This window comes from Pandoraea iniqua, assembly GCF_902459685.1.
Lineage (GTDB): Bacteria > Pseudomonadota > Gammaproteobacteria > Burkholderiales > Burkholderiaceae > Pandoraea > Pandoraea iniqua.
The window spans coordinates 332,678-353,418 of sequence record NZ_CABPSF010000002.1; the positions used below are offsets into that span (position 1 = coordinate 332,678).

The 20,741-nt window shown below is 62.8% G+C and carries 17 protein-coding genes and 1 tRNA gene; 12 read left to right on the forward strand and 6 right to left on the reverse strand.

What is annotated here, in order from left to right; all coding sequences use genetic code 11:
• Positions 1–23 precede the first annotated feature (23 nt).
• Together PIN31009_RS07235 and PIN31009_RS07240 are read left to right on the forward strand one after the other, a co-directional pair.
• Positions 24–2,144, forward strand: coding sequence for an NAD(+) synthase (locus PIN31009_RS07235; RefSeq protein ID WP_150789798.1), 2,121 nt, complete (start codon positions 24–26; stop codon positions 2,142–2,144).
• Between the two features lie 116 nt (positions 2,145–2,260).
• Entirely contained in the window at positions 2,261–2,599 is a 339-nt protein-coding gene (locus tag PIN31009_RS07240; protein WP_058375414.1) for a P-II family nitrogen regulator, read from the forward strand.
• 137 nt (positions 2,600–2,736) lie between these two features.
• Here PIN31009_RS07240 and PIN31009_RS07245 read toward each other — a convergent pair whose 3' ends face one another.
• The 3 genes from PIN31009_RS07245 to trxB all read right to left on the reverse strand — a co-directional run bounded on the left by PIN31009_RS07245 (position 2,737) and on the right by trxB (position 5,232).
• Positions 2,737–3,360 carry a trimeric intracellular cation channel family protein gene (locus tag PIN31009_RS07245; protein ID WP_087688782.1) on the reverse strand — a complete coding sequence of 208 codons (624 nt, stop codon included), beginning with the start codon at positions 3,358–3,360 and terminating at the stop codon, positions 2,737–2,739.
• Positions 3,361–3,466: 106 nt separating this feature from the next.
• The gene (locus PIN31009_RS07250; RefSeq protein WP_150789799.1) at positions 3,467–4,150 is read right to left on the reverse strand and encodes a Smr/MutS family protein; all 684 of its coding nucleotides are present in this window, start codon (positions 4,148–4,150) and stop codon (positions 3,467–3,469) included.
• A 125-nt stretch (positions 4,151–4,275) separates the two neighbouring features.
• Positions 4,276–5,232, reverse strand: coding sequence for a thioredoxin-disulfide reductase (trxB, locus tag PIN31009_RS07255; protein WP_058375412.1), 957 nt, complete (start codon positions 5,230–5,232; stop codon positions 4,276–4,278).
• 377 nt (positions 5,233–5,609) lie between these two features.
• On the opposite strand from trxB, the gene PIN31009_RS07260 reads away from it, so the two are divergent.
• From PIN31009_RS07260 to PIN31009_RS07285, 6 genes are all read left to right on the forward strand, one after another.
• Entirely contained in the window at positions 5,610–7,934 is a 2,325-nt protein-coding gene (locus PIN31009_RS07260) for a DNA translocase FtsK (RefSeq protein WP_150683650.1), read from the forward strand.
• Between the two features lie 5 nt (positions 7,935–7,939).
• Entirely contained in the window at positions 7,940–8,590 is a 651-nt protein-coding gene (gene lolA, locus PIN31009_RS07265; RefSeq protein ID WP_087688781.1) for an outer membrane lipoprotein chaperone LolA, read from the forward strand.
• 92 nt (positions 8,591–8,682) lie between these two features.
• Complete coding sequence (locus PIN31009_RS07270; RefSeq protein WP_150789800.1) at positions 8,683–10,125, forward strand: replication-associated recombination protein A; 1,443 nt, start codon at positions 8,683–8,685, stop codon at positions 10,123–10,125.
• A gap of 113 nt (positions 10,126–10,238) precedes the next feature.
• Entirely contained in the window at positions 10,239–11,543 is a 1,305-nt protein-coding gene (gene serS / locus PIN31009_RS07275; RefSeq protein ID WP_150789801.1) for a serine--tRNA ligase, read from the forward strand.
• 102 nt (positions 11,544–11,645) lie between these two features.
• A tRNA-Ser gene (locus PIN31009_RS07280) sits at positions 11,646–11,736 on the forward strand.
• 210 nt (positions 11,737–11,946) lie between these two features.
• Positions 11,947–13,581: an ABC-F family ATP-binding cassette domain-containing protein gene (locus tag PIN31009_RS07285; protein WP_150789802.1), complete on the forward strand. Its 1,635-nt coding sequence runs from the start codon at positions 11,947–11,949 to the stop codon at positions 13,579–13,581.
• Between the two features lie 271 nt (positions 13,582–13,852).
• On the opposite strand, the gene PIN31009_RS07290 is transcribed toward PIN31009_RS07285, so the two are convergent.
• Positions 13,853–14,587, reverse strand: coding sequence for an SDR family oxidoreductase (locus PIN31009_RS07290; RefSeq protein WP_150789803.1), 735 nt, complete (start codon positions 14,585–14,587; stop codon positions 13,853–13,855).
• 112 nt (positions 14,588–14,699) lie between these two features.
• Here PIN31009_RS07290 and PIN31009_RS07295 point away from each other — a divergent pair, with 112 nt between their 5' ends.
• A complete protein-coding gene (locus PIN31009_RS07295; protein WP_150789804.1) occupies positions 14,700–15,512 on the forward strand; it encodes a LysR family transcriptional regulator in 813 nt (270 codons plus the stop codon).
• Between the two features lie 67 nt (positions 15,513–15,579).
• Here the strand turns inward: PIN31009_RS07295 and PIN31009_RS07300 are convergent, their stop codons facing one another.
• The gene (locus PIN31009_RS07300; protein ID WP_150789805.1) at positions 15,580–17,040 is read right to left on the reverse strand and encodes an MFS transporter; all 1,461 of its coding nucleotides are present in this window, start codon (positions 17,038–17,040) and stop codon (positions 15,580–15,582) included.
• Between the two features lie 88 nt (positions 17,041–17,128).
• The gene (locus PIN31009_RS07305) at positions 17,129–18,526 is read right to left on the reverse strand and encodes a dihydroorotase (protein WP_150789806.1); all 1,398 of its coding nucleotides are present in this window, start codon (positions 18,524–18,526) and stop codon (positions 17,129–17,131) included.
• 115 nt (positions 18,527–18,641) lie between these two features.
• On the opposite strand from PIN31009_RS07305, the gene PIN31009_RS07310 reads away from it, so the two are divergent.
• Genes PIN31009_RS07310 through PIN31009_RS07320 form a run of 3 tightly spaced genes read left to right on the forward strand, consistent with a single transcriptional unit; the run spans position 18,642 to position 20,738 of the window.
• Complete coding sequence (locus PIN31009_RS07310) at positions 18,642–19,415, forward strand: GntR family transcriptional regulator (RefSeq protein WP_174997019.1); 774 nt, start codon at positions 18,642–18,644, stop codon at positions 19,413–19,415.
• 1 nt (position 19,416) lies between these two features.
• Positions 19,417–19,764 (forward strand): hypothetical protein, encoded by a 348-nt coding sequence (locus tag PIN31009_RS07315; RefSeq protein ID WP_150789808.1) that lies wholly within the window; start codon positions 19,417–19,419, stop codon positions 19,762–19,764.
• The gene (locus PIN31009_RS07320) at positions 19,734–20,738 is read left to right on the forward strand and encodes a CobW family GTP-binding protein (protein ID WP_174997020.1); all 1,005 of its coding nucleotides are present in this window, start codon (positions 19,734–19,736) and stop codon (positions 20,736–20,738) included. Before PIN31009_RS07315 ends, PIN31009_RS07320 begins: the two co-directional genes overlap by 31 nt.
• Positions 20,739–20,741 lie beyond the last annotated feature (3 nt).

The window sequence follows — 20,741 nt, forward strand, 5'->3', positions numbered from 1 at the left end:
GCGATGCATGGGTAGCCGCCGACATGACCAACCGATTTCTCAATCTCTATAACCACGATTTCGCGCGCGTCGCCGTTGGCGTGCCGCAATGCCGCGTCGCCGACCCGGCGTTCAACGCCCAGCAGACCATCGCGCTCGCCCGCGAAGCCGATGCCAAAGGCGCCGTGCTGGTGGCGTTCCCCGAATTGGGGATTCCCGCTTACAGCTGCGAAGACCTGTTCCAACAGCGCGCACTGCTCGACGCGTGCGATGCCGCGCTCGCCGAGATCGTGGCCGCGAGCCGCGAACTAGGTGCTGCGCTCATCGTCGGCATGCCCGTGCGTGTGCAACAGCGCTTGTTCAATTGTGCGGTCGTCGTCGCGCGTGGACGCATTCACGGCGTGGTGCCCAAGACCTATCTGCCGAACTACAGCGAGTTTTACGAAGCCCGCCAGTTCAACGCCGCCGACGACGCTGGCGTGGACTCGGTCACCTTGCTCGGTCATGAAGTCCCCTTCGGTGCCCTGATTTTCGAAGCCGCCGATCAGCCGCTGCTGCGCTTTCACTGCGAAATCTGCGAAGACGTCTGGGTGCCGGTGCCGCCGTCGTCGTTTGCCGCACTCGCGGGCGCGACCGTGCTCGTCAACTTGTCGGCATCGAACGTCGTCGTTGGCAAGTCGGCATACCGTCATCAACTCGTGGGGCAGCAGTCGGCGCGTTGTCTGGCGGCGTATCTGTACACGTCGGCCGGGCAAGGGGAATCGACGACCGATCTCGCGTGGGACGGACAGGCGCTCATTTATGAGAACGGCGATATGCTGGCCGAGTCGGCCCGCTTCGCCAGCGAGTCGCACCTGATTTACGCGGACGTCGATCTGGAGCGCCTCGCCCGTGAGCGCATGCACCAGACCACGTTCGGCGTGTCGGTGCGGCGTCATGCGGACGAAGTGGCGCGATTCCGCACGATCAAGGTCGACGTCACGATGCCGCGCGATGCCGAGTTGCCGCTCGCGCGCGCCATCGGCCGTTTTCCGTATGTCCCGGCTGACCCGCGTTTGCGCGACGAGCGCTGCCACGAGGTCTACAACATTCAGGTGCAGGCGCTGATGCAGCGTCTCGCGTCGTCGAAGATCCAGAAGGTGGTGATCGGTGTGTCGGGCGGCCTCGATTCCACGCACGCATTGCTCGTGTGCGCGAAGGTCATGGACCGGCTCGGGCTGCCGCGTACGAACATCCTCGCCTACACGATGCCGGGCTTCGCGACGAGCGAGCGCACGCTGCGTCAGGCGCGCGAGTTGATGGAAGCCGTAGGTTGTACGGCGCGTGAGATCGACATTCGCCCGAGTTGCATGCAGATGTTGAAGGACCTCGACCATCCGTTTGCGAAGGGGCAGGAAGTCTACGACGTCACGTTCGAAAACGTGCAGGCGGGCGAGCGGACCAACCATCTGTTCCGTCTGGCCAACCACCTCGGTGCCATCGTGATCGGCACGGGCGATCTGAGCGAACTGGCGCTGGGCTGGTGTACCTACGGCGTGGGCGATCACATGTCGCACTACAACGTCAACGCCAGCGTGCCGAAGACGCTCATCATCCATCTGGTGCGCTGGGTCGCCGAGACGGGGCAACTGAGTCAGGCGGCTGGACAGACGGCACCGGCCAAGGGCGCCAAGGACACGAAGGAAGGCAAGGAAGCGGCGGGCCGTCGCAATGTCCTCATCGACATTCTCGAGACGGAAATCAGCCCGGAGCTTGTGCCCGGCAAGGCCAACGGCGCGCCGGAGCAGCGCACCGAGCACTTCATCGGGCCGTACGAGTTGCAGGACTTTAACCTGTACTACACGCTGCGTTTCGGCTACGCGCCGCGCAAGGTGGCATTCCTGTCGTGGAGCGCGTGGCACGACGCGTCGACCGGGCGTTGGCCGGACGAGGGGCAGCGCGCCCACAATGCGTATGACATGGTCGCGATCAAGCGCAATCTCCGAATCTTCCTCGACCGGTTCTTCCGCACCAGCCAGTTCAAGCGCTCGTGCGTGCCGAATGCGCCGAAGGTCGGCACGGGCGGGTCGCTGTCGCCGCGCGGCGACTGGCGTGCGCCGAGCGATTCCGAATCGGTGGTGTGGCTGGCCGATCTGGACACCGTGCCCGACGATCCGCACGCTTGATGCCCGACGAGCGCGCGGGCGCGGCGGTTTCGCGCTGTCATCAGCGTGTTGCCGCCGGACCGGTACAATAGGCCAGCGAATTTCCAGAACATTCAAACTAAGATATCGAGGCGACAATGAAACGCGTTACTGCCATCATCAAACCCTTCAAGCTCGACGAAGTGCGTGAAGCCTTGGCCGAAGTCGGCGTGACCGGCCTGACCGTGACGGAAGTGAAGGGCTTTGGCCGCCAGAAGGGGCACACCGAGCTGTATCGTGGCGCCGAATACGTGGTCGACTTCCTGCCGAAGATCAAGATCGAAGTGGTCGTGGGTGCCGCACAGGCCGAGCAGGTCATCGACGCCGTGCTGGGCGCGGCGCGCACCGGCAAGATCGGCGACGGCAAGATCTTCGTGACCGACGTGGAGCGCGTGATCCGCATCCGTACCGGTGAAGAGGGTGAGCAGGCCGTTTAAGGTTTGAGGCGATGCCGTCGAGTCGACGGCATCAGCAGAACACCCGTAAGACATGACGAAGGGCGACCGCTGCGAGTGCAGCGTCGCCCTTTGGCGTTTTTGGGGGTGGTTTCAGTGCCGTACCGGCGTGTGCCGAGTTATTCGGCCTTCAGCCGCACGTCGAACGCGACCGTGATCAACCGGACGAAGATCACCGAGAGGGCACTGATCGAAAGTGTGTAGACGGGGTCGAGATCGGCGTAAGTCAGCGCGATGTAGATCCATCCGCCGATAAACGCGCATACCGCATACGGGCGTGTATCGCGCAGCACCAGCGGTACCTCGTTACAAAGAATGTCGCGCATCACGCCGCCGCCCACCCCGGTGATCACACCCATCATCACCGACATGAATGGCGACATGCCGGTCTGAAGCGCCAGCGACGTGCCCGACGCGCTGAACGTCCCGAGCCCGATGGCGTCGGTGATGAGCAGCACACGCTCGGTGGCCACGCGCGAGACGAGCCGCAGCACGCCCGACGTCGAGAGCGAGAGAATCAGAATGATGATCGTGTACCACTGGTGTTGCACCCAGTAGAAGGGGCGGTGATCGAGCAGCACGTCGCGCAGGGTGCCGCCGCCGAAGGCCGTGGCGAAGGCCAGCACGAACGCGCCGACCGGGTCGAGATGCTGTTTGCGGGCTTCGGCAAAACCGGAGATGGCGCACGACAATACGGCAATGGCCTCGGTGATGGCCAGAATCGTATGCAGCTGGCTGCTCATCTCATGAATCATCGGCGAATCCTTCGGGTGAAACGTCGTGATTGGTGTCGTGACAAGCGTCGAAACTGACCTTGAGACGGTGCGGCGGGGGCGTGCCCCGCCGGGGTCAGTAGCCCGCGCGCGGCGATCGGCCCGGCGAAGGTTGTAGCAATACTACCAGTGCGCCGCTGCCGCCGTCGCGTCCTTGTGCCTGCGCCCATGCCAGCACTTCGTTCTTCTGGGCGAGCCAACTGCGCACTTTCTCCTTGAGCACCGGTTCGCGTCCCACCGAGCCCAGCCCCTTGCCGTGGATCACGCGCACGCAGCGCAGGCCGCGCTTGACGGCGTCGTGCAGGAAGGCGGAGAGGGCTTCGCGGGCTTCGTCGCGGCGCAGGCCATGTAAATCGACCTGTGCCTGTACCACCCAGTCGCCGCGCTGGAGCTTGAGCAGGGTGTCCTGACTGATGCCCGGGCGACGGTACGACAGGCGGTCGTCCGTATCGAGCAGCGCTTCGGGATCGAATTCGTCCGACAGCGATTCGTAGAGCACGGCGGCTTCGTCTTCCTGCGTCTGGCGGGCGACGGGTGCCGGCGGCTGGCGTGGGTGCTCGACGCGATCGACTGATCGCTTGCGGGAAATCGGGGCAATGTCGCCGATGCTGTCGCGAAACACGTTGGCATCGCGCTCAGCTTGTGCGGCGCATTTGGCGGCCTCGATGCGCTCGGCTTCGCGGGCGGCGGTTTCCTTGGCGAGGGTGTCGCGCAGGCCGGCGAGGTCGTTGAGGCTGAGCTTGGGGGGCTTCTTGCTCATGAGATGTCGGAGTCGGATACCGCCCGGGGTGCCCGGGCGGTATCGTCGGTCAGCGCTGACTAAGTCGCTAAATACGTCGCGAAGTACGTCGCGAAGTAAGTCTCTAAATAAGTTGCGAAGTCAGCTTACTGATCGAGGTTTTCGAGGAAACGCTGCGCGTCGAGTGCGGCCATGCAACCCGTGCCGGCGCTGGTGATTGCCTGACGATACACGTGATCCTGCACGTCGCCGGCGGCGAACACGCCCGGCACGTTGGTGGCCGTGGCGTTGCCGTTCAGGCCGCTGTGCGTGACGATGTAGCCGTTCTTCATCTCGACCTGACCTTCGAAGATATCGGTGTTCGGCTTGTGGCCGATGGCGATGAACACGCCGTGCAGCGCGATGTCTTCCGAAGCACCGGTCTTGGTGTTTTTGATGCGCACGCCGGTCACGCCCGAGTCGTCACCGGTCACTTCGTCGAGCACGCTGTCGTACTTGAGTTCGACCACGCCTTGCTTGGCCTTCTCCAGCAGACGGTCGATCAGGATCGGCTCGGCGCGGAACTTGTCGCGGCGGTGGATCACGGTGACCTTGCTGGCGATGTTCGACAGGTAGAGCGCTTCTTCCACGGCGGTGTTGCCGCCGCCGACCACGCACACTTCCTTGCCGCGGTAGAAGAACCCGTCGCAGGTGGCGCAAGCCGACACGCCGCGGCCCGAGAACGCTTCTTCCGACGGCAGACCAAGGTACTGAGCCGAAGCGCCGGTCGCGATGATCAGGGCGTCGGCCGTGTACTCACCCGAGTCGCCGATGAGGCGCAGCGGGCGCTCGGTCAGATGCACCGTGTGAATGTGGTCGAAGATGATTTCGGTGTTGAAGTGCTCGGCGTGCGCCTGCATGCGGGCCATCAGCTCGGGGCCTTGCACGCCGGTCGGGTCGCCGGGCCAGTTCTCGACGTCGGTGGTGGTCATCAATTGACCGCCTTGGGCGATACCGGTGATCAGCACGGGCTTGAGGTTGGCGCGTGCGGCGTAGACGGCGGCGCTGTAGCCGGCGGGGCCGGAACCGAGAATCAGGACTTTAGCGTGCTTGGCAGCGGACATGGACGAACTCACCGTAAATGGGCATTGGGGGCTGGCGCCGCATCCCGTGCGCCCCGGGCCGCCGCGTCGGCCGGGCGGCAGAGGCGGGGTGGCGGGCGCGGGGAATCGGCGCAATCCGTCATTATAAAGGGCCAGCGTCGTTTCGTTGATGGAGCCTTGCAATCGATCCGATAGCCCCGGGGCGGGAGGCTGGCCATCGTTTGGCCGACGTTCGGTGGCCTTCCGGCGGGCGTCCAGCGGGCATTCGGCAGGCGTTCAGCGGGCGTCCAGCGTTACCCCTTGTCACCTTTTCGTGCGTTGAGCGTTGTAATAGTTGTTTAGAATGGAGGCTTGCCGCGCGGCAGGCCGCCCGTCTGCCCGCCCAACCAACTGGCTTGATGACGACGAAATCTTCCTACTCTGCTGGTGCCGGATCGTCGTTGCCCAACCGGGTGACGCATCTTTTCCATGAAATCCGCTGGATGGCGCAAGTCGCGCTGATGGTGTTCCTCTTGATGGCGTTGTTCTCGTACAGCCGTCTGGACCCCAGCTGGACACATGCGGCGCACGTGGAGCGCATCGCCAACTGGGCGGGGCGCGTCGGCGCATGGGTGGCAGATATGCTGCTGCTCATGCTCGGCCTGTCCGCCTACTGGCTGGTCGTATTCATTGCCCGCCGTGTCATTTCCGGCTACCGGCGTATCTCCACCAAGCGCGAAGCGCCCCCGCTGCGCGAACGGCTCGCGAGCGGCGGCTGGGTCGAGATCGTCTCCTTCCTGATGGTGTTGCTCGCCAGCGCCGGTGTCGAATCGCTGCGTCTGTACCGCATGAAAGCGCAACTGCCGCGCGCGTCCGGCGGCGTGATCGGCGAGACCGTCGGCGGATTCTTCCAGCATGCGCTCGGTTTTACGGGCGGTACGCTCGCGCTGTTGCTGATTCTGGCGTTCGGTCTGTCGCTGCTGTTCCATTTCTCGTGGCTGTCTGCGGCCGAAAAACTGGGCGCCCTGATTCTCGACACCGGCACGGTGATCCGGCGCCGCCGTGAGGCGCGTCAGGACCGCCGCTTGGGTGAAGAAGCGGCCATCGCCCGTGAAGGCGCCGTGGTGCAGAACCGCGTGCGTGCCGACGTGCATGAACCGGTGCAGATCGTGCCGCCTGTGAAGGTGGTGCCCAAGAGCGAGCGCGTGGAGAAGGAAAAGCAGGCGCCGCTGTTTGCCGACCTGCCCGATTCCATCCTGCCGCCGCTGGCGCTGCTCGACGCCCCGCCGGCCGTGCAGGAGACCGTGTCGGGCGAAACGCTCGAATTCACGTCGCGCCTGATCGAGAAGAAGCTCAAAGACTTTGGCGTCGAAGTGAACGTGGTGGCGGCCTATCCGGGCCCGGTCATTACACGCTATGAAATCGAGCCGGCGACGGGCGTGAAGGGCAGCCAGATCGTGACGCTGGCGAAGGATCTGGCGCGTTCGCTTTCGCTCGTGTCGATTCGCGTGGTCGAGACCATCCCCGGCAAGAATTTCATGGGGCTGGAGCTGCCGAACCCGCGCCGTCAGACCGTTCGTCTGACCGAGATTCTGGGCTCCGAGGTCTATAACGATTCGTCGTCGCTGCTGACACTTGCGCTGGGCAAGGACATCGGCGGCAAGCCTGTCGTGGCCGATCTGGGCAAGATGCCTCACTTGCTGGTGGCCGGTACGACCGGTTCGGGCAAGTCGGTGGGGATCAACGCGATGATTCTGTCGCTGCTCTACAAGGCCACGGCCGAGCAGGTGCGACTCATCCTGATCGACCCGAAGATGCTCGAAATGAGCATGTACGAAGGCATTCAGCATCTGTTGTGCCCGGTGGTGACCGATATGCGTCAGGCGGGGCATGCGTTGAACTGGGTGGTGTCCGAAATGGAGCGCCGCTACAAGCTGATGAGCAAGCTCGGCGTGCGCAACCTCGCGGGCTACAACAACAAGATCGACGAAGCCGCCAAGCGCGAAGAACACATTCCGAACCCATTCTCGCTGACACCAGAAGAACCGGAGCCGTTGCAGCGTCTGCCGTACATCGTCGTGGTGATCGACGAGTTGGCCGACCTGATGATGGTGGTCGGCAAGAAGGTCGAAGAGTTGATTGCCCGCATTGCCCAGAAGGCGCGCGCGGCCGGTATCCACCTGATTCTGGCGACGCAGCGCCCGTCGGTCGACGTGATTACGGGCCTGATCAAGGCCAACGTGCCGACCCGTGTGGCGTTCCAGGTGTCGTCGAAGATCGATTCGCGCACCATTCTCGACCAGCAGGGCGCTGAGACGCTGCTGGGCATGGGCGACATGCTCTACATGCCGCCGGGCACGGGCCTGCCGTTGCGCGTGCACGGGGCGTTCGTGGCCGACGATGAAGTGCATCGCGTGGTGCAGCGGCTCAAGGAGCAGGGCGAGGCGAATTACGTCGAAGGCCTGCTCGATGGGGCGATCGAAGGCGAGGACGGTGGCATCGACGGCGCGGGTGGCGGCGGAACCGGCGAGGGGGGCGGCGAGTCCGACCCTCTGTACGATCAGGCGGTGGCGGTGGTGCTCAAGCAGCGCCGCGCGTCGATCTCGCTGGTGCAGCGGCATCTGCGCATCGGCTACAACCGGGCAGCGCGGCTGCTCGAACAGATGGAACAGTCCGGCGTCGTGTCGGCGATGGCGAGCAACGGCAACCGGGAAATTCTGGTGCCCAATCGCGAAGGAGAATGAAGAACATGCTGGGATTCAAGCGCAGTTTGCCGCTCATGGCGGGTGTGGTGGGCGTAACGCTGGCGGCGCTGGTCGCACCGGCTTACGCCAGCGGCACGGCGCAACTCAAGGCATTCGCGGCGCAGGTGAAGTCCGCGCGTGGCGAATTCGAGCAAAAGCAGGTCAAGCAGGGGAAGGACGGCAACGTGGCGGTGTCGAACATGGCATCGGGCACCTTCGAATTCTCCCGGCCGGGCCGCTTTATCTGGCGCTACGTCAAGCCGTACGATCAACTGCTGCAAGCCGACGGCGAGACGCTCTATATCTATGACAAGGACCTGAATCAGGTCACCGAGCGCAAGCTGGGCGCGTCGCTGGGCGCGAGTCCGGCGGCGATTCTCTTCGGCAGCAATGATGTCGAAAAGAACTTCACCCTCAAGGATGCCGGCGTGAAGAACGGCATCGATTGGGTCGAACTCCAGCCGAAATCGCAGGACACGCAGTTCCAGCGCGTGGGCATCGGCTTTCGCGATGGCAACTTGGCCGCGATGGAGCTCTACGATGCATTCGGCAACGTGACGCTGCTGACGTTTGCGAATATGCAGAAGAATCCGCCGATGTCGCCGGACAACTTCAAATTCACCGTGCCCAAGGGGGCCGATGTGATCAAGGGGTGAGCGAACGGCCCCGCTGCCGGTGGACTGGCATAATGGGCGTATCCGAAATCTGATCTGCGGCCGGGGACTCCCCGGCCGCACTGCTTCTTACCATGCCAGACGCACCTCTTTCTGCCTCGGTGCCACTTGCCGAGCGCTTGCGCCCCCATACCATTGACGACGTGATCGGCCAGCGCCATCTGCTCGGCAAGGGGAAACCTTTGCGCGTGGCGTTTGAAGCAGGGCGTCCGCATTCGATGATCCTGTGGGGCCCGCCCGGTGTGGGGAAAACCACCCTCGCGCGCCTCATGGCCGACGCGTTCAAGGCGTATTTCATCTCGCTCTCGGCCGTGCTTTCCGGCGTGAAGGACATTCGCGACGCGGTGGAAGCGGCGCAGATCCAGCGCGGGCAGGGGCGCCAGACGGTGGTGTTCGTCGACGAGGTGCATCGCTTCAACAAGGCGCAGCAGGATGCTTTTCTGCCGCACGTGGAGTCGGGGCTCTTCATTTTCGTGGGGGCCACCACCGAGAACCCGTCGTTCGAAGTGAACGGTGCATTGCTCTCGCGTGCGGCCGTGTACGTGCTCAAGAGTCTGAACGACGACGAACTGGGCGAAATGGTCACGCGCGCGGCGCATGAGCTCGGCGACATCACGTTCACCGACGAGGCGCGTCAGGCGCTGATCGATTCGGCCGACGGCGACGGTCGCAAGCTCTTCAATAACGTGGAAATCGTGGCGCAGGCAGCGACGTCGCAAGGTCTCGACACCATCGACGACGCCTTGCTCGCGAGCGTGCTGGCCGAAAACCTGCGCCGCTTCGACAAGGGCGGCGATGCGTTCTACGACCAGATCAGTGCGCTGCACAAGTCGGTGCGCGGCAGTTCGCCCGATGGTGCGCTGTATTGGTTCTGCCGAATGCTCGACGGCGGCGCCGATCCGCGTTACATGGCGCGACGCATCGTGCGCATGGCGTGGGAAGACATTGGGCTGGCCGATCCGCGCGCGGCCCGCATCGCACTGGATGCGGCAGAAACCTACGAACGCCTCGGTACGCCCGAAGGCGAACTGGCGTTGGCACAGGCAGTGCTTTATCTGGCTGCCGCGCCCAAATCGAACGCCGGCTACAACGCTTACAACCAAGCGCGCGCGTTCGTCAGCAAAGACAAATCGCGTGGGGTGCCGGTGCATTTGCGTAACGCGCCGACCAAGCTGATGAAAGAACTGGGCTACGGTCACGAGTACCGCTATGCGCATGACGAGCCGGACGGCTATGCCGCTGGCGAGACGTACTTCCCGGATGATCTGCGGGCACAGCAGTGGTACCGTCCGGTGCCGCGCGGGCTGGAGGGCAAGATTGGCGAGAAGCTGAACTGGCTCAAGTCGCTCGATGCCGAGTGGCGTCGTGCGAATGCCAAGGGGCGAAAAGCCGGTAATGGGGCGGATGCGGCACCGCAGACCAAGGCGTCTGGCGGCACGTCTTCTGCCTCCGCACCGCCGTCTTCCGCGCCATTTTCGGAAAAATCACCACCGGCGGATACCAGCGACGACGAGTGAGTTTGGTAAAATCACCCGCTTGATGCCGTTTTTGGCGCGATGAGCGCGCCATTTGCGGCCAGAACGAATTTTATGACTCACTGAAGTGAGTCGCTAACGACAGACTTCCCACCATGCTCGACATTCAACTTCTTCGCAAGGATCTCGACGGCGTTGCGGCGCGGCTCAAGGCGCGCGGTTACACGCTGGACGTGGCGACGTTCGCCGCGCTCGAGGCAGAGCGCAAGCAGATCCAGACGCAAACCGAGGAACTGCAAGCCCGCCGTAATGCGCTCTCGAAGCAGGTCGGCATGAAGAAGGGCAAGGGCGAAGACGCCTCGGCCGAAATCGCCGAAGTTGGCGGTATTGCCGACACGCTCAAGGCATCGTCGGTGCGCTTGGAAGAGATTCAGACGCGCATGTCGGACGTGCTGCTGGGCGTGCCGAACCTGCCGCACGAAAGCGTGCCGGTGGGCAACGACGAAACGCAGAACGTTGAAGTGCGCCGCTGGGGCACGCCGCGCGAGTTCGACTTCACGCCGCGCGATCACGTCGATCTGGGCGCCAAGCTGGGTCTCGACTTCGACGCCGCAGCCAAGCTGGCGGGCGCGCGTTTCTCGGTGATGAAGGGCGGCATTGCCCGCCTGCATCGTGCACTGGCGCAGTTCATGCTGGACACGCACACGGGCGAGCACGGTTATACGGAAACGTATGTGCCGTACATCGTGAATGCGGCGTCGATGCGCGGCACGGGCCAACTGCCGAAGTTCGAAGACGACTTGTTCAAGGTGCCGCGCAAGGTGGGCGGTGACGATGGCGAGCGCATCGAGAACTTCTACCTGATCCCGACGGCGGAAGTGTCGCTCACGAATCTGGTGCGTGACGAGTTGCTGACGAACGACGCGTTGCCAATGCGCATGGTGGCGCATACGCCGTGCTTCCGCTCGGAGGCGGGCAGCTATGGCAAGGACACGCGCGGCATGATTCGCCAGCATCAATTCGACAAGGTCGAGTTGGTGCACGTGGTGCGTCCGGAAGAGTCGTACGACACGTTGGAGATGCTGGTCGGTCACGCTGAAGCAATTCTGAAGAAGCTTGAGCTGCCGTTCCGCACGATCGTGTTGTGCACGGGCGATATGGGTTTTGGTGCAGCCAAGACGTACGACATGGAAGTGTGGATTCCGGCGCAGGGCACGTACCGTGAGATTTCGTCGTGCTCGAACATGGAAAGCTTCCAGGCGCGTCGCATGCAGGCGCGCTTCCGCAATGCGCAGGGCAAGCCGGAGCTGGTGCACACGCTGAACGGGTCGGGTCTGGCGGTGGGCCGTGCATTGGTGGCGGTGATCGAGAACTATCAGAACGCCGATGGTTCGATCACGGTGCCGGACGCGCTGCGTCCGTACATGGGCGGCATTGAACGCCTTGAGCCCACCGCGTAAAAATTTTCAAAAAAGGGCTTGGCAGCCGAAAAAATTCGGCTATAATCTCTTTCTCGCTGCTTGAGGCCACTCAGGCAGCGACTCAAAGCAGAAAGTGTGCTTGGAGAGGTGGCAGAGTGGTCGAATGCGCCAGACTCGAAATCTGGTGTACGGTTATACCGTACCGTGGGTTCGAATCCCACCCTCTCCGCCAAGCAAACAAATCAGCCCTTGATCATTCAAGGGCTTTTTTGTTTTACGGGTCTGTGATTAACAGGTTTCAACAGAAGTCCGTACAATTCGGCAATATCTACTGATTCTCGAGGATTTTCGCCATGCGCCATTGATGCCGCCGTCTTCATGACGGCCAGTCTCCACCTACCCCCATGAGCAGGGGGAGTTCTTGGCATCTTCGGAATCACGTATGACGAATTCCTATCTCACGCTGGAAGGCGTGTCTTATGTTCTGCCTGACGGCCGAACCCTTTTCTCCGATCTGAACGAGCACTTCGACGCGCGACCTACTGGCCTCGTCGGCCGCAACGGCGCCGGCAAGTCCGTGCTCTCCCGCGTGCTTGCCGGACAGATTTCGCCGACGACCGGACGTTGTGCCCGCTCGGGCACTGTCTACTACCTCGCGCAGCAGATTGCCCCTCGCGCTGGCGCGACCGTGGCCGATCTGGCCAACGTCCGAGACACGCTCGATGCCCTCGCACGCATTGAAGCCGGTAGCACAGCGCCTGAAGATTTCGACGCCGTGGGCGAGCGCTGGGACGTACGCCGGCAACTCGACAGCGAACTGACACGCCACGGCCTTGCCCATCTCGACGCCGCGACACCCGCTAGTGAGTTGAGCGGCGGGGAGGTCATGCGTGTGAGCCTGATCGGGGCACTGTTGTCCGAAGCCGACTTTCTCATCCTCGACGAGCCGACCAATCACCTTGACCGTGACGCGCGCAGCGCCCTCATCGAGCAACTCCGCCAATGGCCGCGTGGGTTGCTGATCGTGAGTCACGACCGTCGGCTGCTGGAACACATGACGCGCATCGTAGAACTCTCACCGCTTGGCTTGCAGAGCTACGGCGGCGGCTATCGTTTCTATGCGCAATGCAAGGCGAAAGAACGGGCGAACGCGTTGCAAACGCTGGAGCAGCGAAAGTCGGAACGCGATCGCGAGGCCCGGTCACTGCGCGAGCAGCAGGAACGGCTGGCGCGGCGGCAGGCGCGCGGTAACCGTCATGGGCACGAGGCCAATCAGGCAAAGATTCTGCTGGGACGTCAGAAGGAGCGCAGCGAGGGGAGTGCAGGAAAGCTCCGCGCGCAGCATGCGCAGACGCGCGAGGCGCTCAATGCCCGAGTGCACGAAGCCGCGCAGCAAGTCGAGGACGAGGCGAGCATCGTGATGCGTGCCTCTGCGCTTGCGGGGGCATCGACGGCGGCGCGGCGACGTGTCGCGCAATTGGCGGCGGTATCGCTGCCCCATGTGCCGCGCGCCACACGCCACATCGACCTGACGCTGACCGGCCAGCAGCGCGTGGGTGTTATCGGTCCTAATGGCTGCGGCAAGTCCACACTGCTCAAGGTGCTGGCAGGAACGCTTGCGCCCGAGGGCGGCGTCTGCGATGTTCCGGTGCAGTGTCTGTATCTGGATCAGGGGCTGGCGAACCTGTCGCCTGAGCGCACCGTGCTGGACCAACTGATGGAAGTGAATCGGACGCACACGCAGGGAGAACTTCGCACGCGGCTCGCGCAACTCGGACTGGACGCGCAGGCCATCATGGCCCCGAGCGGGACGCTCAGCGGGGGAGAGCGCCTGAAGGCGGCGCTGGCCCGCGTGCTTTACGCCGACCAGCCGGCGCAGCTTCTGTTGCTCGACGAACCCAGCAATCATCTGGACCTGCCGTCGCTACAGGCGCTGGAGACGTTGCTACGCAGCTACTCGGGTGCGCTCGTCGTCGTGTCACACGACGACGCCTTTCTGGAGGCATTGGGCCTGACGCATCATCTCGCCGCGACTGAAAACGGATGGGAGATGGAGGCGTGTCAGCCACCCGCCTAAGCTAGGTGTCCCACACGGCGAAACACTGAAGTCAGTGTCGTATCCGAAAGCATGCCGCCCTTCGGCGCCGAGGATACGGACGAAGTTTGTCTTTCGATTAAAGAAATGTCGATGTTCTTCCGTAAAGCTCTGTCTGAGCCAGTTCTTGCTGGCTGAGACCGGCATGACGACGCGTTAATTCGTCTGCATCACGGGGCGTAGCAAAAAGGGTTGCGAGGCGTTTCGTCCTCGCAACCCTTTTCGCCATTCCACCGGCAATGCGCCAGACGTCTTATGCCTGCTGACGCGTTGCCGCCAGCACGATCTCGCGAATGCACACGCCTGCGGGCTGAGCGTAGGCGTAATAGACGGCATTGGCCACATCCTCCGCCGCAAGGACCTTGCCGCCCATCTCCGTCTTCCATGCTTCGTAGCCCGTCTTGATGGCCTTGTCGGTGGTGTGGCTGAGCAGGTCGGTCTGTACGGCCCCCGGCGCAATCGTCACCACGCGCACGTTATGCGACGAGAGTTCTTCCCGCAGGTTTTCCGACAGCCCATGCACCGCGAACTTGGTGCCGACGTACGCCACGTGGTTGGGGAACGTCTTGCGCCCGGCCACGGAGCTGATGTTGACGATCGTGCCGTGTTTGCGCTCGACCATACCGGCGGCCACGGCGTGCACCCCGTTCAACACGCCTTTGATGTTGACGTCGATCATGCGATCCCATTCGGACGGCGCTTGCCGCGTGATGTCGCCCAGCAACATCACGCCAGCATTGTTGATGATCGCCTCGGCAGGACCGAACTGCTTTTCCGCGTCTCGCACGGCGGCGACCAGCGCATCCCGGTCGGTGACGTCCACCGATCGCGTCATCGTGTTCGGCAAGTCGAGCGATTGCATCTTTTCCAGTCGACGCGCCAGCAACAGTAGCGAATGGCCGTGAGACGAGAACAGGCGGGCGGTCGCCATACCGATGCCCGAACTGGCACCGGTGACGATCACGAGGGGTTTTTGCGATGCGGTCATGAGATTCCTCCAGATATTGGTGCTGCTTATCAATAAGCGTTGAATAAAATTCTAAGCACAAATTTCATCGGCGAAAAATGGTTTATTCTTTTCGCAGGCATCGGAGAAACTTATGGATGGTCGTCAATTAAAGGCGTTTATCGCCGTCTTCGAAGAACGCAACATCACGGCAGCGGCGCGACGTCTTCACTTGAGCCAGCCCGCGCTGTCCGGCACGATCAAGAGCCTCGAAGACCTGTTGGGCGCGCAACTCTTCACACGTGAAGCGCGCGGCGTGGCAGTGACAGAGGCAGCCCGCATTCTGTATCCGCAGGCCCGCCGGATTCTGTCTCAGACCGATTCCATGACGCGTCAATTCCGTCAGGGCGGAAATGTTTCGGCGATCGACATCGGCATTGAGGCGGATATTGCAGGACAAGACGTCGCCGTGTTCGTACGTCTGGCGCGACAGGCGATGCCTGCGTTGTTCGTCAATTTGCTTGACGGGTGCAAGGGCGATGCCCGCTTGTCGACGGAAGACGGACGTTGCGAGGACGAACTGTTTTTGCCGCTGTTCGCCGAGCCGTATGTGCTGGCTATCCCGGAAGGCGCAGATGCCGAAGGGTTGCCATGGATTGTCTGTCCGAACCATCCCACCCATCAACGTCTTCTGCCGTATTACGGCGCCGCTGCGGGTGCTCCTGCGGCCAGTGCCGAAACGCTGGCACTCGCACTGGATCTGGTCGCCGCCGGTTTGGGGGCGTGCGTCGCACCTGAATCTTTGGCACGCGCTCACACGAACGTAGACGTCGCGTCCATCGACGGATTCGAAATGTCGCGCCGCGTGGGTATTTGCTATGCCGTGCAGGCGCTGGACCAGTCGGTGCTGGCCACGTTGATCGATCAGCTGCGAGCCGCGGCGGTATTGCCGCCGGTCACAACGTGATGCTTCTTCGCGAGTTGAAAGCACCACAACCGGCGGCAGCGGTTGCAGTGCCTTCCACGCGAAGGGATTACTCGGGTGCCCCGGTCGATGCATCTTCCAGCGACCTTCCTTTGGTCGACGGGCCGTAAAGCGCGATGCAAATCGCTGCCACCAGCAGGATGACGTCGCTGATGATGAACACGAACAGTTTGCCTTTGAGCACGGCGAACACGCCGAAGACCAGCAGCAACAGAATCGCACCGGCTCGCCCCCAGGCTGACGCCAGACCCATCCCCGTCGCACGAATCTCCGTCGGATACAGTTCCGGCGTGTAGCTGTAGATCGCTGTCGAGCCAAGGGCGAGGCAGAATGCCGTCAGTCCGCCGAACGCCATGAGCGCCCCCGATGTCGTCGACAATCCGAACAACGTGCCGAAAATAGCCGTGCCGATGAAGGCGAGAATGGCCGTCGGCTTCCGGTCGAGCCAATCGACCACGTAGCCGCCGAACACATACCCCGGGATCACCGATGCGTAGATCGCAATGGAGAACTCGAACGACTTGACGATGCTGAAGCCCTCCATGGCAAGCAGCGTCGGCACGAAGGTCATGAAGGTATAGAGCACGCCGTATTCGGCAAACCACGCCGCCCACAACATCAGTGTCACCTTGCGAAAGCGCGGGCTCAGCAAATCCCGGGCACGCCAGACCTTGGCCGGCTTGGCGGCAACGGCGGACGCAACGGGTGTCACCTCCGCATCCTCGGGCAACTGCCGCCCGACACGTTGCTCGATCGACGCGAGCACGGCCTCGGCTTCGGCCGCTCGTCCGCGAAGCAACAACCATCGGGGCGACTCGGGCAGACCCGAGCGCATCAGACCGACGACGACGGCGAACGGCAGCGTCAGGAACAGGGCGGCGCGCCAGCCCCAATGCGGAATGATGTTCAATGCCCAGAGCGGCGACACGGCAATACCCAACGCAAAGAAGCCCATCATCCAGCCGCCCAATTTGCCGCGCACGCGCGTCGGCCAGAGTTCGGCCAGATACGCCGGGACGATCGAGCTCTCCGCACCCACGAACAACCACGTAAAGAAGTTCAGCGCCGCAAACGACCACACGTCGTTCGCTAACCCGCGCGATGCGGAAAACAGCGAATACAGCACCAGCGTGAGCATGATCATCCGTTTGCGCCCGAACCGGTCGGCCGCGAAACCGGCCATCGCGGAACCCACGAGATAGCCGCCTAGCCCAATGGCGGAAATCACGCCGATCGTCGCGGCGTCGAAACCCCACAGCGGCCGCAACGTGGCCAGCACGAAGCCGGTGATGACGGTGTCGAGCGTGTCGAAAAACAACGAGAGCGCTGCAACGACAAGCACCGTCAGGTGAAAGCGCGACACCGGCAAGCGGTCGAGCCGCCGGGCAATGTCCTGCTGAGTCAGCACCGAATGCGTCGGCACCGAAGCGGCGGAGCCCGGGGCACCATCGCTACCGGAGATCCGGCCGGCATCGCCGGTCTGGCGAGCGTCGAATTGAGAAGTCGTCATGTTCTGGTCTGTCTGTGGGTGCCGGCCTGCGCGCCGGCACCGTTGTCATGGGGAATCGCTGCGTCGATTCGCGTCACGTCGATTCGTGTCAGGCCGATGCGCCAGTGCCCGGGTGAAATTGGCCATGCCCCGGCGTGCCGACAATCTTGCCGTGGTCCATGACCGTCTCGCCGCGCACGATGGTGTAGACCGGCATACCCGTCGTACGAATGCCTTCCCACGCGGTGTACCCGGCTTTCGTGTGCATGTCGGCAACGGTAAACGTTTGCGTTTGCGCCATGTCGACGATGGTGAAATCGGCGTCGGCGCCACACTGGATGCGGCCTTTCTTCGGGTACTGGCCAAAGCGTTTGGCCGGCGCTTCGGCACAAAGGCGCGCGACATCCTGAAGCGTCAACTTTCCTTCGTTCACGGCATTGAGCACCAGCGGAATGAATTCCTGCGCCCCCGTAATGCCCAGCGGGACCGAGAAGTTGTCCTGCCAGCCCGGTGTGATCTCTTCGAGTGTGTGAGGCGCATGCTCGCCGACCAGCATGTCGGCCGTGCCGTCGCGAACCGCCGCCCAATGACTCTCCGGCGCGTATGCCCACGCATAGGCGCCCGGCCCCACCTTCTCCGCTTGTGCACGCGTCATGAACAGCGTCGCAGACTCCATCTCGCCGGAGATGTCCTGCCCCTGTGCCTTTGCCTGTCTCACCAGTTCGTTCGCCCCCGGCGGCATCACCCCCATGTGCAGAACGTGCAGACGAACACCGGTCAGCCGCGCGTAATAAATCGACGCTGCCAAGCCCGCCGCCATGCCGTGGCCATACATGTAACCGCGCTCGTACGCCTCCATGTAGTCACGATTGCTGGTCTTCCCCGGATTGATGTAATCGCGAAACGTCAGGCGTTTGCACCACTCGCTATCGTCGTGATGTACGGCACAGATCAGCCCCTTGTCGGCGACCGCTTCGTACAGTTCATGCAGGATGCCGTGATCGACCACGCCTAACTCGGAAATGTACGGATACACCTCTTTCACGTGCCGGGTGTTGAACACCTTGATGCCAATTGCCCCGGCCTCGGCCAGCGCCTCGACCGTCTTCGGATACAGACCTCCGCCGTACAACGCATAGTCGACCAGCGCTTTCGGCGCGATGGTTTCGCGCTTGAGCATGAACGACTCGAGTGTCGTCGGGTGCGGATCGTTGTTCGTCATGTCGATGCAGAACGTAATGCCGCCGGCTGCCGCGGCCGTCGTGCCCGACGTGAAATCCTCTTTGTACGTGTGCCCCGGCTCGCGAAAGTGGCAATGCACGTGCCACAGTCCGGGCAGCACATCCAGACCATTCGCGTCGATGGTACGCAGCGCCGGGGGCGTGTTCGCGTCGTCCGTCAACGCCACGATTTTCCCGCCCCGTATGCCGATGTTCAGCGTCGAGAACCCCTCTGGCGTGTGCACTCGGCCGCGCCTGATCACCAGGTCCATGGGTTGTTCGTTCATCTCAATCTCCAAAATACACAGTAAATACACAACAAATTGTTTGTGTATAAAAATATTGTGTCAAGTGGGGATTGTTCGCTACACTGGCTGCCAATCGATCACTTCCCGTCTCACCATGCGCAAGAAAGCAGAGGCCGCTCAAGACGCGGCGACCAAACACGTCAAGGGTTCCGGGGCTTCCAAGGCCTATCAGTTGCTGCGCGATCGCATCGTTTCGCTCGAAATGCATCCCGGCGACGACATCGACGAGCAGGCGCTTGTCGATGAACTGGGCATTTCACGCACGCCGCTGCGCGAGGCGATGATTCGTCTGGCCGCAGAAGGGCTGATCTCGTTGCTGCCGAATCGGGGGGCGCGGGTGTCGTCGATGGACATCCCGCAGTTGCAGGAGCATCTGGAGGCGTTCGAGTTGACGCAACGCGCCACCACACGACTGGCGGCGCTACGGCGTACGCCCGCCGATCTGGTTCGCATCGAGGCACTGGTCGTCGCGTTCGAGCAAGCGCATGAGAAGGAAGACGTCAACGGCATGATCGATGGCAACTGGGAGTTGCATCTGGCCATCGGCAACGCCTGCGGCAATCGGGTGCTCGCCAAGATCTACACCAATCTGCTCACCGAGAATTTGCGGATCGCGCGGCTGGCGATGAGCTACGAGACGTTCCCGACGCAAGAGGCCCGGCAGGCGCATCTGAACAGGATTCTGGAAGAACACCGCGAGATTCTGGACGCCATTCGCGTGCGGGACGCCGAGCGGGCGGACCAGCTCGCTGCCTCCCACACCAATCTCGCGCGCAAACGTGTGACCGAGTACATCTCGCTGAGTGCGCTGGGCAGCATGGCCGTGGGCACGCTGGCGAATGTCCCGGGGCTTACCGGAGGGATCTGAAATGTGCGAAGTGTGCGCCGTCTTTGGCGTGAGTGAGCATTGGACGGACGCCGCCGACCCGATGGGCCAGCACTCCGTTGCCGCCGGCATTCTGGAAAACCGCAGCGAGCGCGCTCGCCGGCTGCGGCTGATCAACCGAATTCTGCGCCCGCACGGCTTGAAAGCCGAAGACTGGGACGGCGAATCGTACAGCGTGGAAGACGCCAGCGGCCGCCGTCAGCTGGCTTCCGACTTGTCGTCGCTATGGCGTGTTGCCGAGCGTCTGGGCCACTCCCTCATCGATCCTCTGGAGGGCGACTTCACGGTCGCGCAATCGTCATGGTCAGACTCGTACCGCGTCTCGAACTGAATATCGTCACGGGCTTTCTCGGCAGTGGCAAAACCACACTGCTCAAGCGTTTTCTGGCGCAACGGCCGCCCGCCTCGACGTTGGTCATCATCAACGAGTTCGGGCGTGAGTCGATCGACGACCGGCTGACGTTGCACCTCAATTCGGAGATTTCGACCATCGCCAACGGTTGCCTGTGCTGCACGGTACTCGACGATCTGCGCGAGACGCTGCTGAACGTGCTGACCCGTCGTGCGCGCGGTGAACTGCCCGAACTAGAGCGCATCATCATCGAGACCAGCGGTCTGGCCGACCCGGGCCCCATTCTGGGGACGGTGCTGTCGGATGAGAATCTCGACGAATACTTGCGCGTCGGCGCGTGCATCACGACGTTCGACGCCTTGGAAGGGATTGAGTCGCTGGCGCGATTTCCCGAAGCTGCGGCGCAACTTGCCGCCGCCGATCGGGTGGCCCTCACCAAGACAGATTTACTCGACGAGAGCCACCTGAGCACACTCGTCGACGCCGTGCGTGCCGTCAATCCGGCGTGCGCCATCATGACCAGCGAAGTGCCCGATCGGCTCTTTGCGCCGGGACAAGCCACGGCCATCGGTGAGGTCGTCCCTGCACGTCAGATGGGCGCGCATGTGCACACGAGTTCGGTGCAGAGCTTTTCTACCGCGCTCGACGCGTCGCTGGACTGGGCCACATTTTCGGTCTGGCTCACCGCGCTGCTCAACCGTCACGGCGACCGCATTCTGCGCTTCAAATCCGTGTTGTCGATACGCTCGACACCCGGGCAACTGGTGGTGCAGGGCGTGCGTCATCGCGTCTATCCGCCAAGCCATTTGCCACGAGTCGAAGGTGAATCGTCGACATCGCGGCTGGTGTTCATTACTGACGGACTCGATAAATCGCGCATCCTCGAATCACTGCACCGGTTTGCCGATGCCCGGCTGATCGACCCGGGTTTCAGTGCGCTGACGATGCAGTAACGA

What these genes read in the sequence shown, in the direction of transcription:
- PIN31009_RS07235 (WP_150789798.1), top strand. Translation starts at nt 24, where the DNA reads ATGACCAACCGATTTCTCAATCTCTATAACCACGATTTCGCGCGCGTC.
- PIN31009_RS07240 (WP_058375414.1), top strand. Translation starts at nt 2,261, where the DNA reads ATGAAACGCGTTACTGCCATCATCAAACCCTTCAAGCTCGACGAAGTG.
- PIN31009_RS07245 (WP_087688782.1), bottom strand. Translation starts at nt 3,360, where the DNA reads ATGAGCAGCCAGCTGCATACGATTCTGGCCATCACCGAGGCCATTGCC.
- PIN31009_RS07250 (WP_150789799.1), bottom strand. Translation starts at nt 4,150, where the DNA reads ATGAGCAAGAAGCCCCCCAAGCTCAGCCTCAACGACCTCGCCGGCCTG.
- trxB (WP_058375412.1), bottom strand. Translation starts at nt 5,232, where the DNA reads ATGTCCGCTGCCAAGCACGCTAAAGTCCTGATTCTCGGTTCCGGCCCC.
- PIN31009_RS07260 (WP_150683650.1), top strand. Translation starts at nt 5,610, where the DNA reads ATGACGACGAAATCTTCCTACTCTGCTGGTGCCGGATCGTCGTTGCCC.
- lolA (WP_087688781.1), top strand. Translation starts at nt 7,940, where the DNA reads ATGCTGGGATTCAAGCGCAGTTTGCCGCTCATGGCGGGTGTGGTGGGC.
- PIN31009_RS07270 (WP_150789800.1), top strand. Translation starts at nt 8,683, where the DNA reads ATGCCAGACGCACCTCTTTCTGCCTCGGTGCCACTTGCCGAGCGCTTG.
- serS (WP_150789801.1), top strand. Translation starts at nt 10,239, where the DNA reads ATGCTCGACATTCAACTTCTTCGCAAGGATCTCGACGGCGTTGCGGCG.
- PIN31009_RS07285 (WP_150789802.1), top strand. Translation starts at nt 11,947, where the DNA reads ATGACGAATTCCTATCTCACGCTGGAAGGCGTGTCTTATGTTCTGCCT.
- PIN31009_RS07290 (WP_150789803.1), bottom strand. Translation starts at nt 14,587, where the DNA reads ATGACCGCATCGCAAAAACCCCTCGTGATCGTCACCGGTGCCAGTTCG.
- PIN31009_RS07295 (WP_150789804.1), top strand. Translation starts at nt 14,700, where the DNA reads ATGGATGGTCGTCAATTAAAGGCGTTTATCGCCGTCTTCGAAGAACGC.
- PIN31009_RS07300 (WP_150789805.1), bottom strand. Translation starts at nt 17,040, where the DNA reads ATGACGACTTCTCAATTCGACGCTCGCCAGACCGGCGATGCCGGCCGG.
- PIN31009_RS07305 (WP_150789806.1), bottom strand. Translation starts at nt 18,526, where the DNA reads ATGAACGAACAACCCATGGACCTGGTGATCAGGCGCGGCCGAGTGCAC.
- PIN31009_RS07310 (WP_174997019.1), top strand. Translation starts at nt 18,642, where the DNA reads ATGCGCAAGAAAGCAGAGGCCGCTCAAGACGCGGCGACCAAACACGTC.
- PIN31009_RS07315 (WP_150789808.1), top strand. Translation starts at nt 19,417, where the DNA reads ATGTGCGAAGTGTGCGCCGTCTTTGGCGTGAGTGAGCATTGGACGGAC.
- PIN31009_RS07320 (WP_174997020.1), top strand. Translation starts at nt 19,734, where the DNA reads ATGGTCAGACTCGTACCGCGTCTCGAACTGAATATCGTCACGGGCTTT.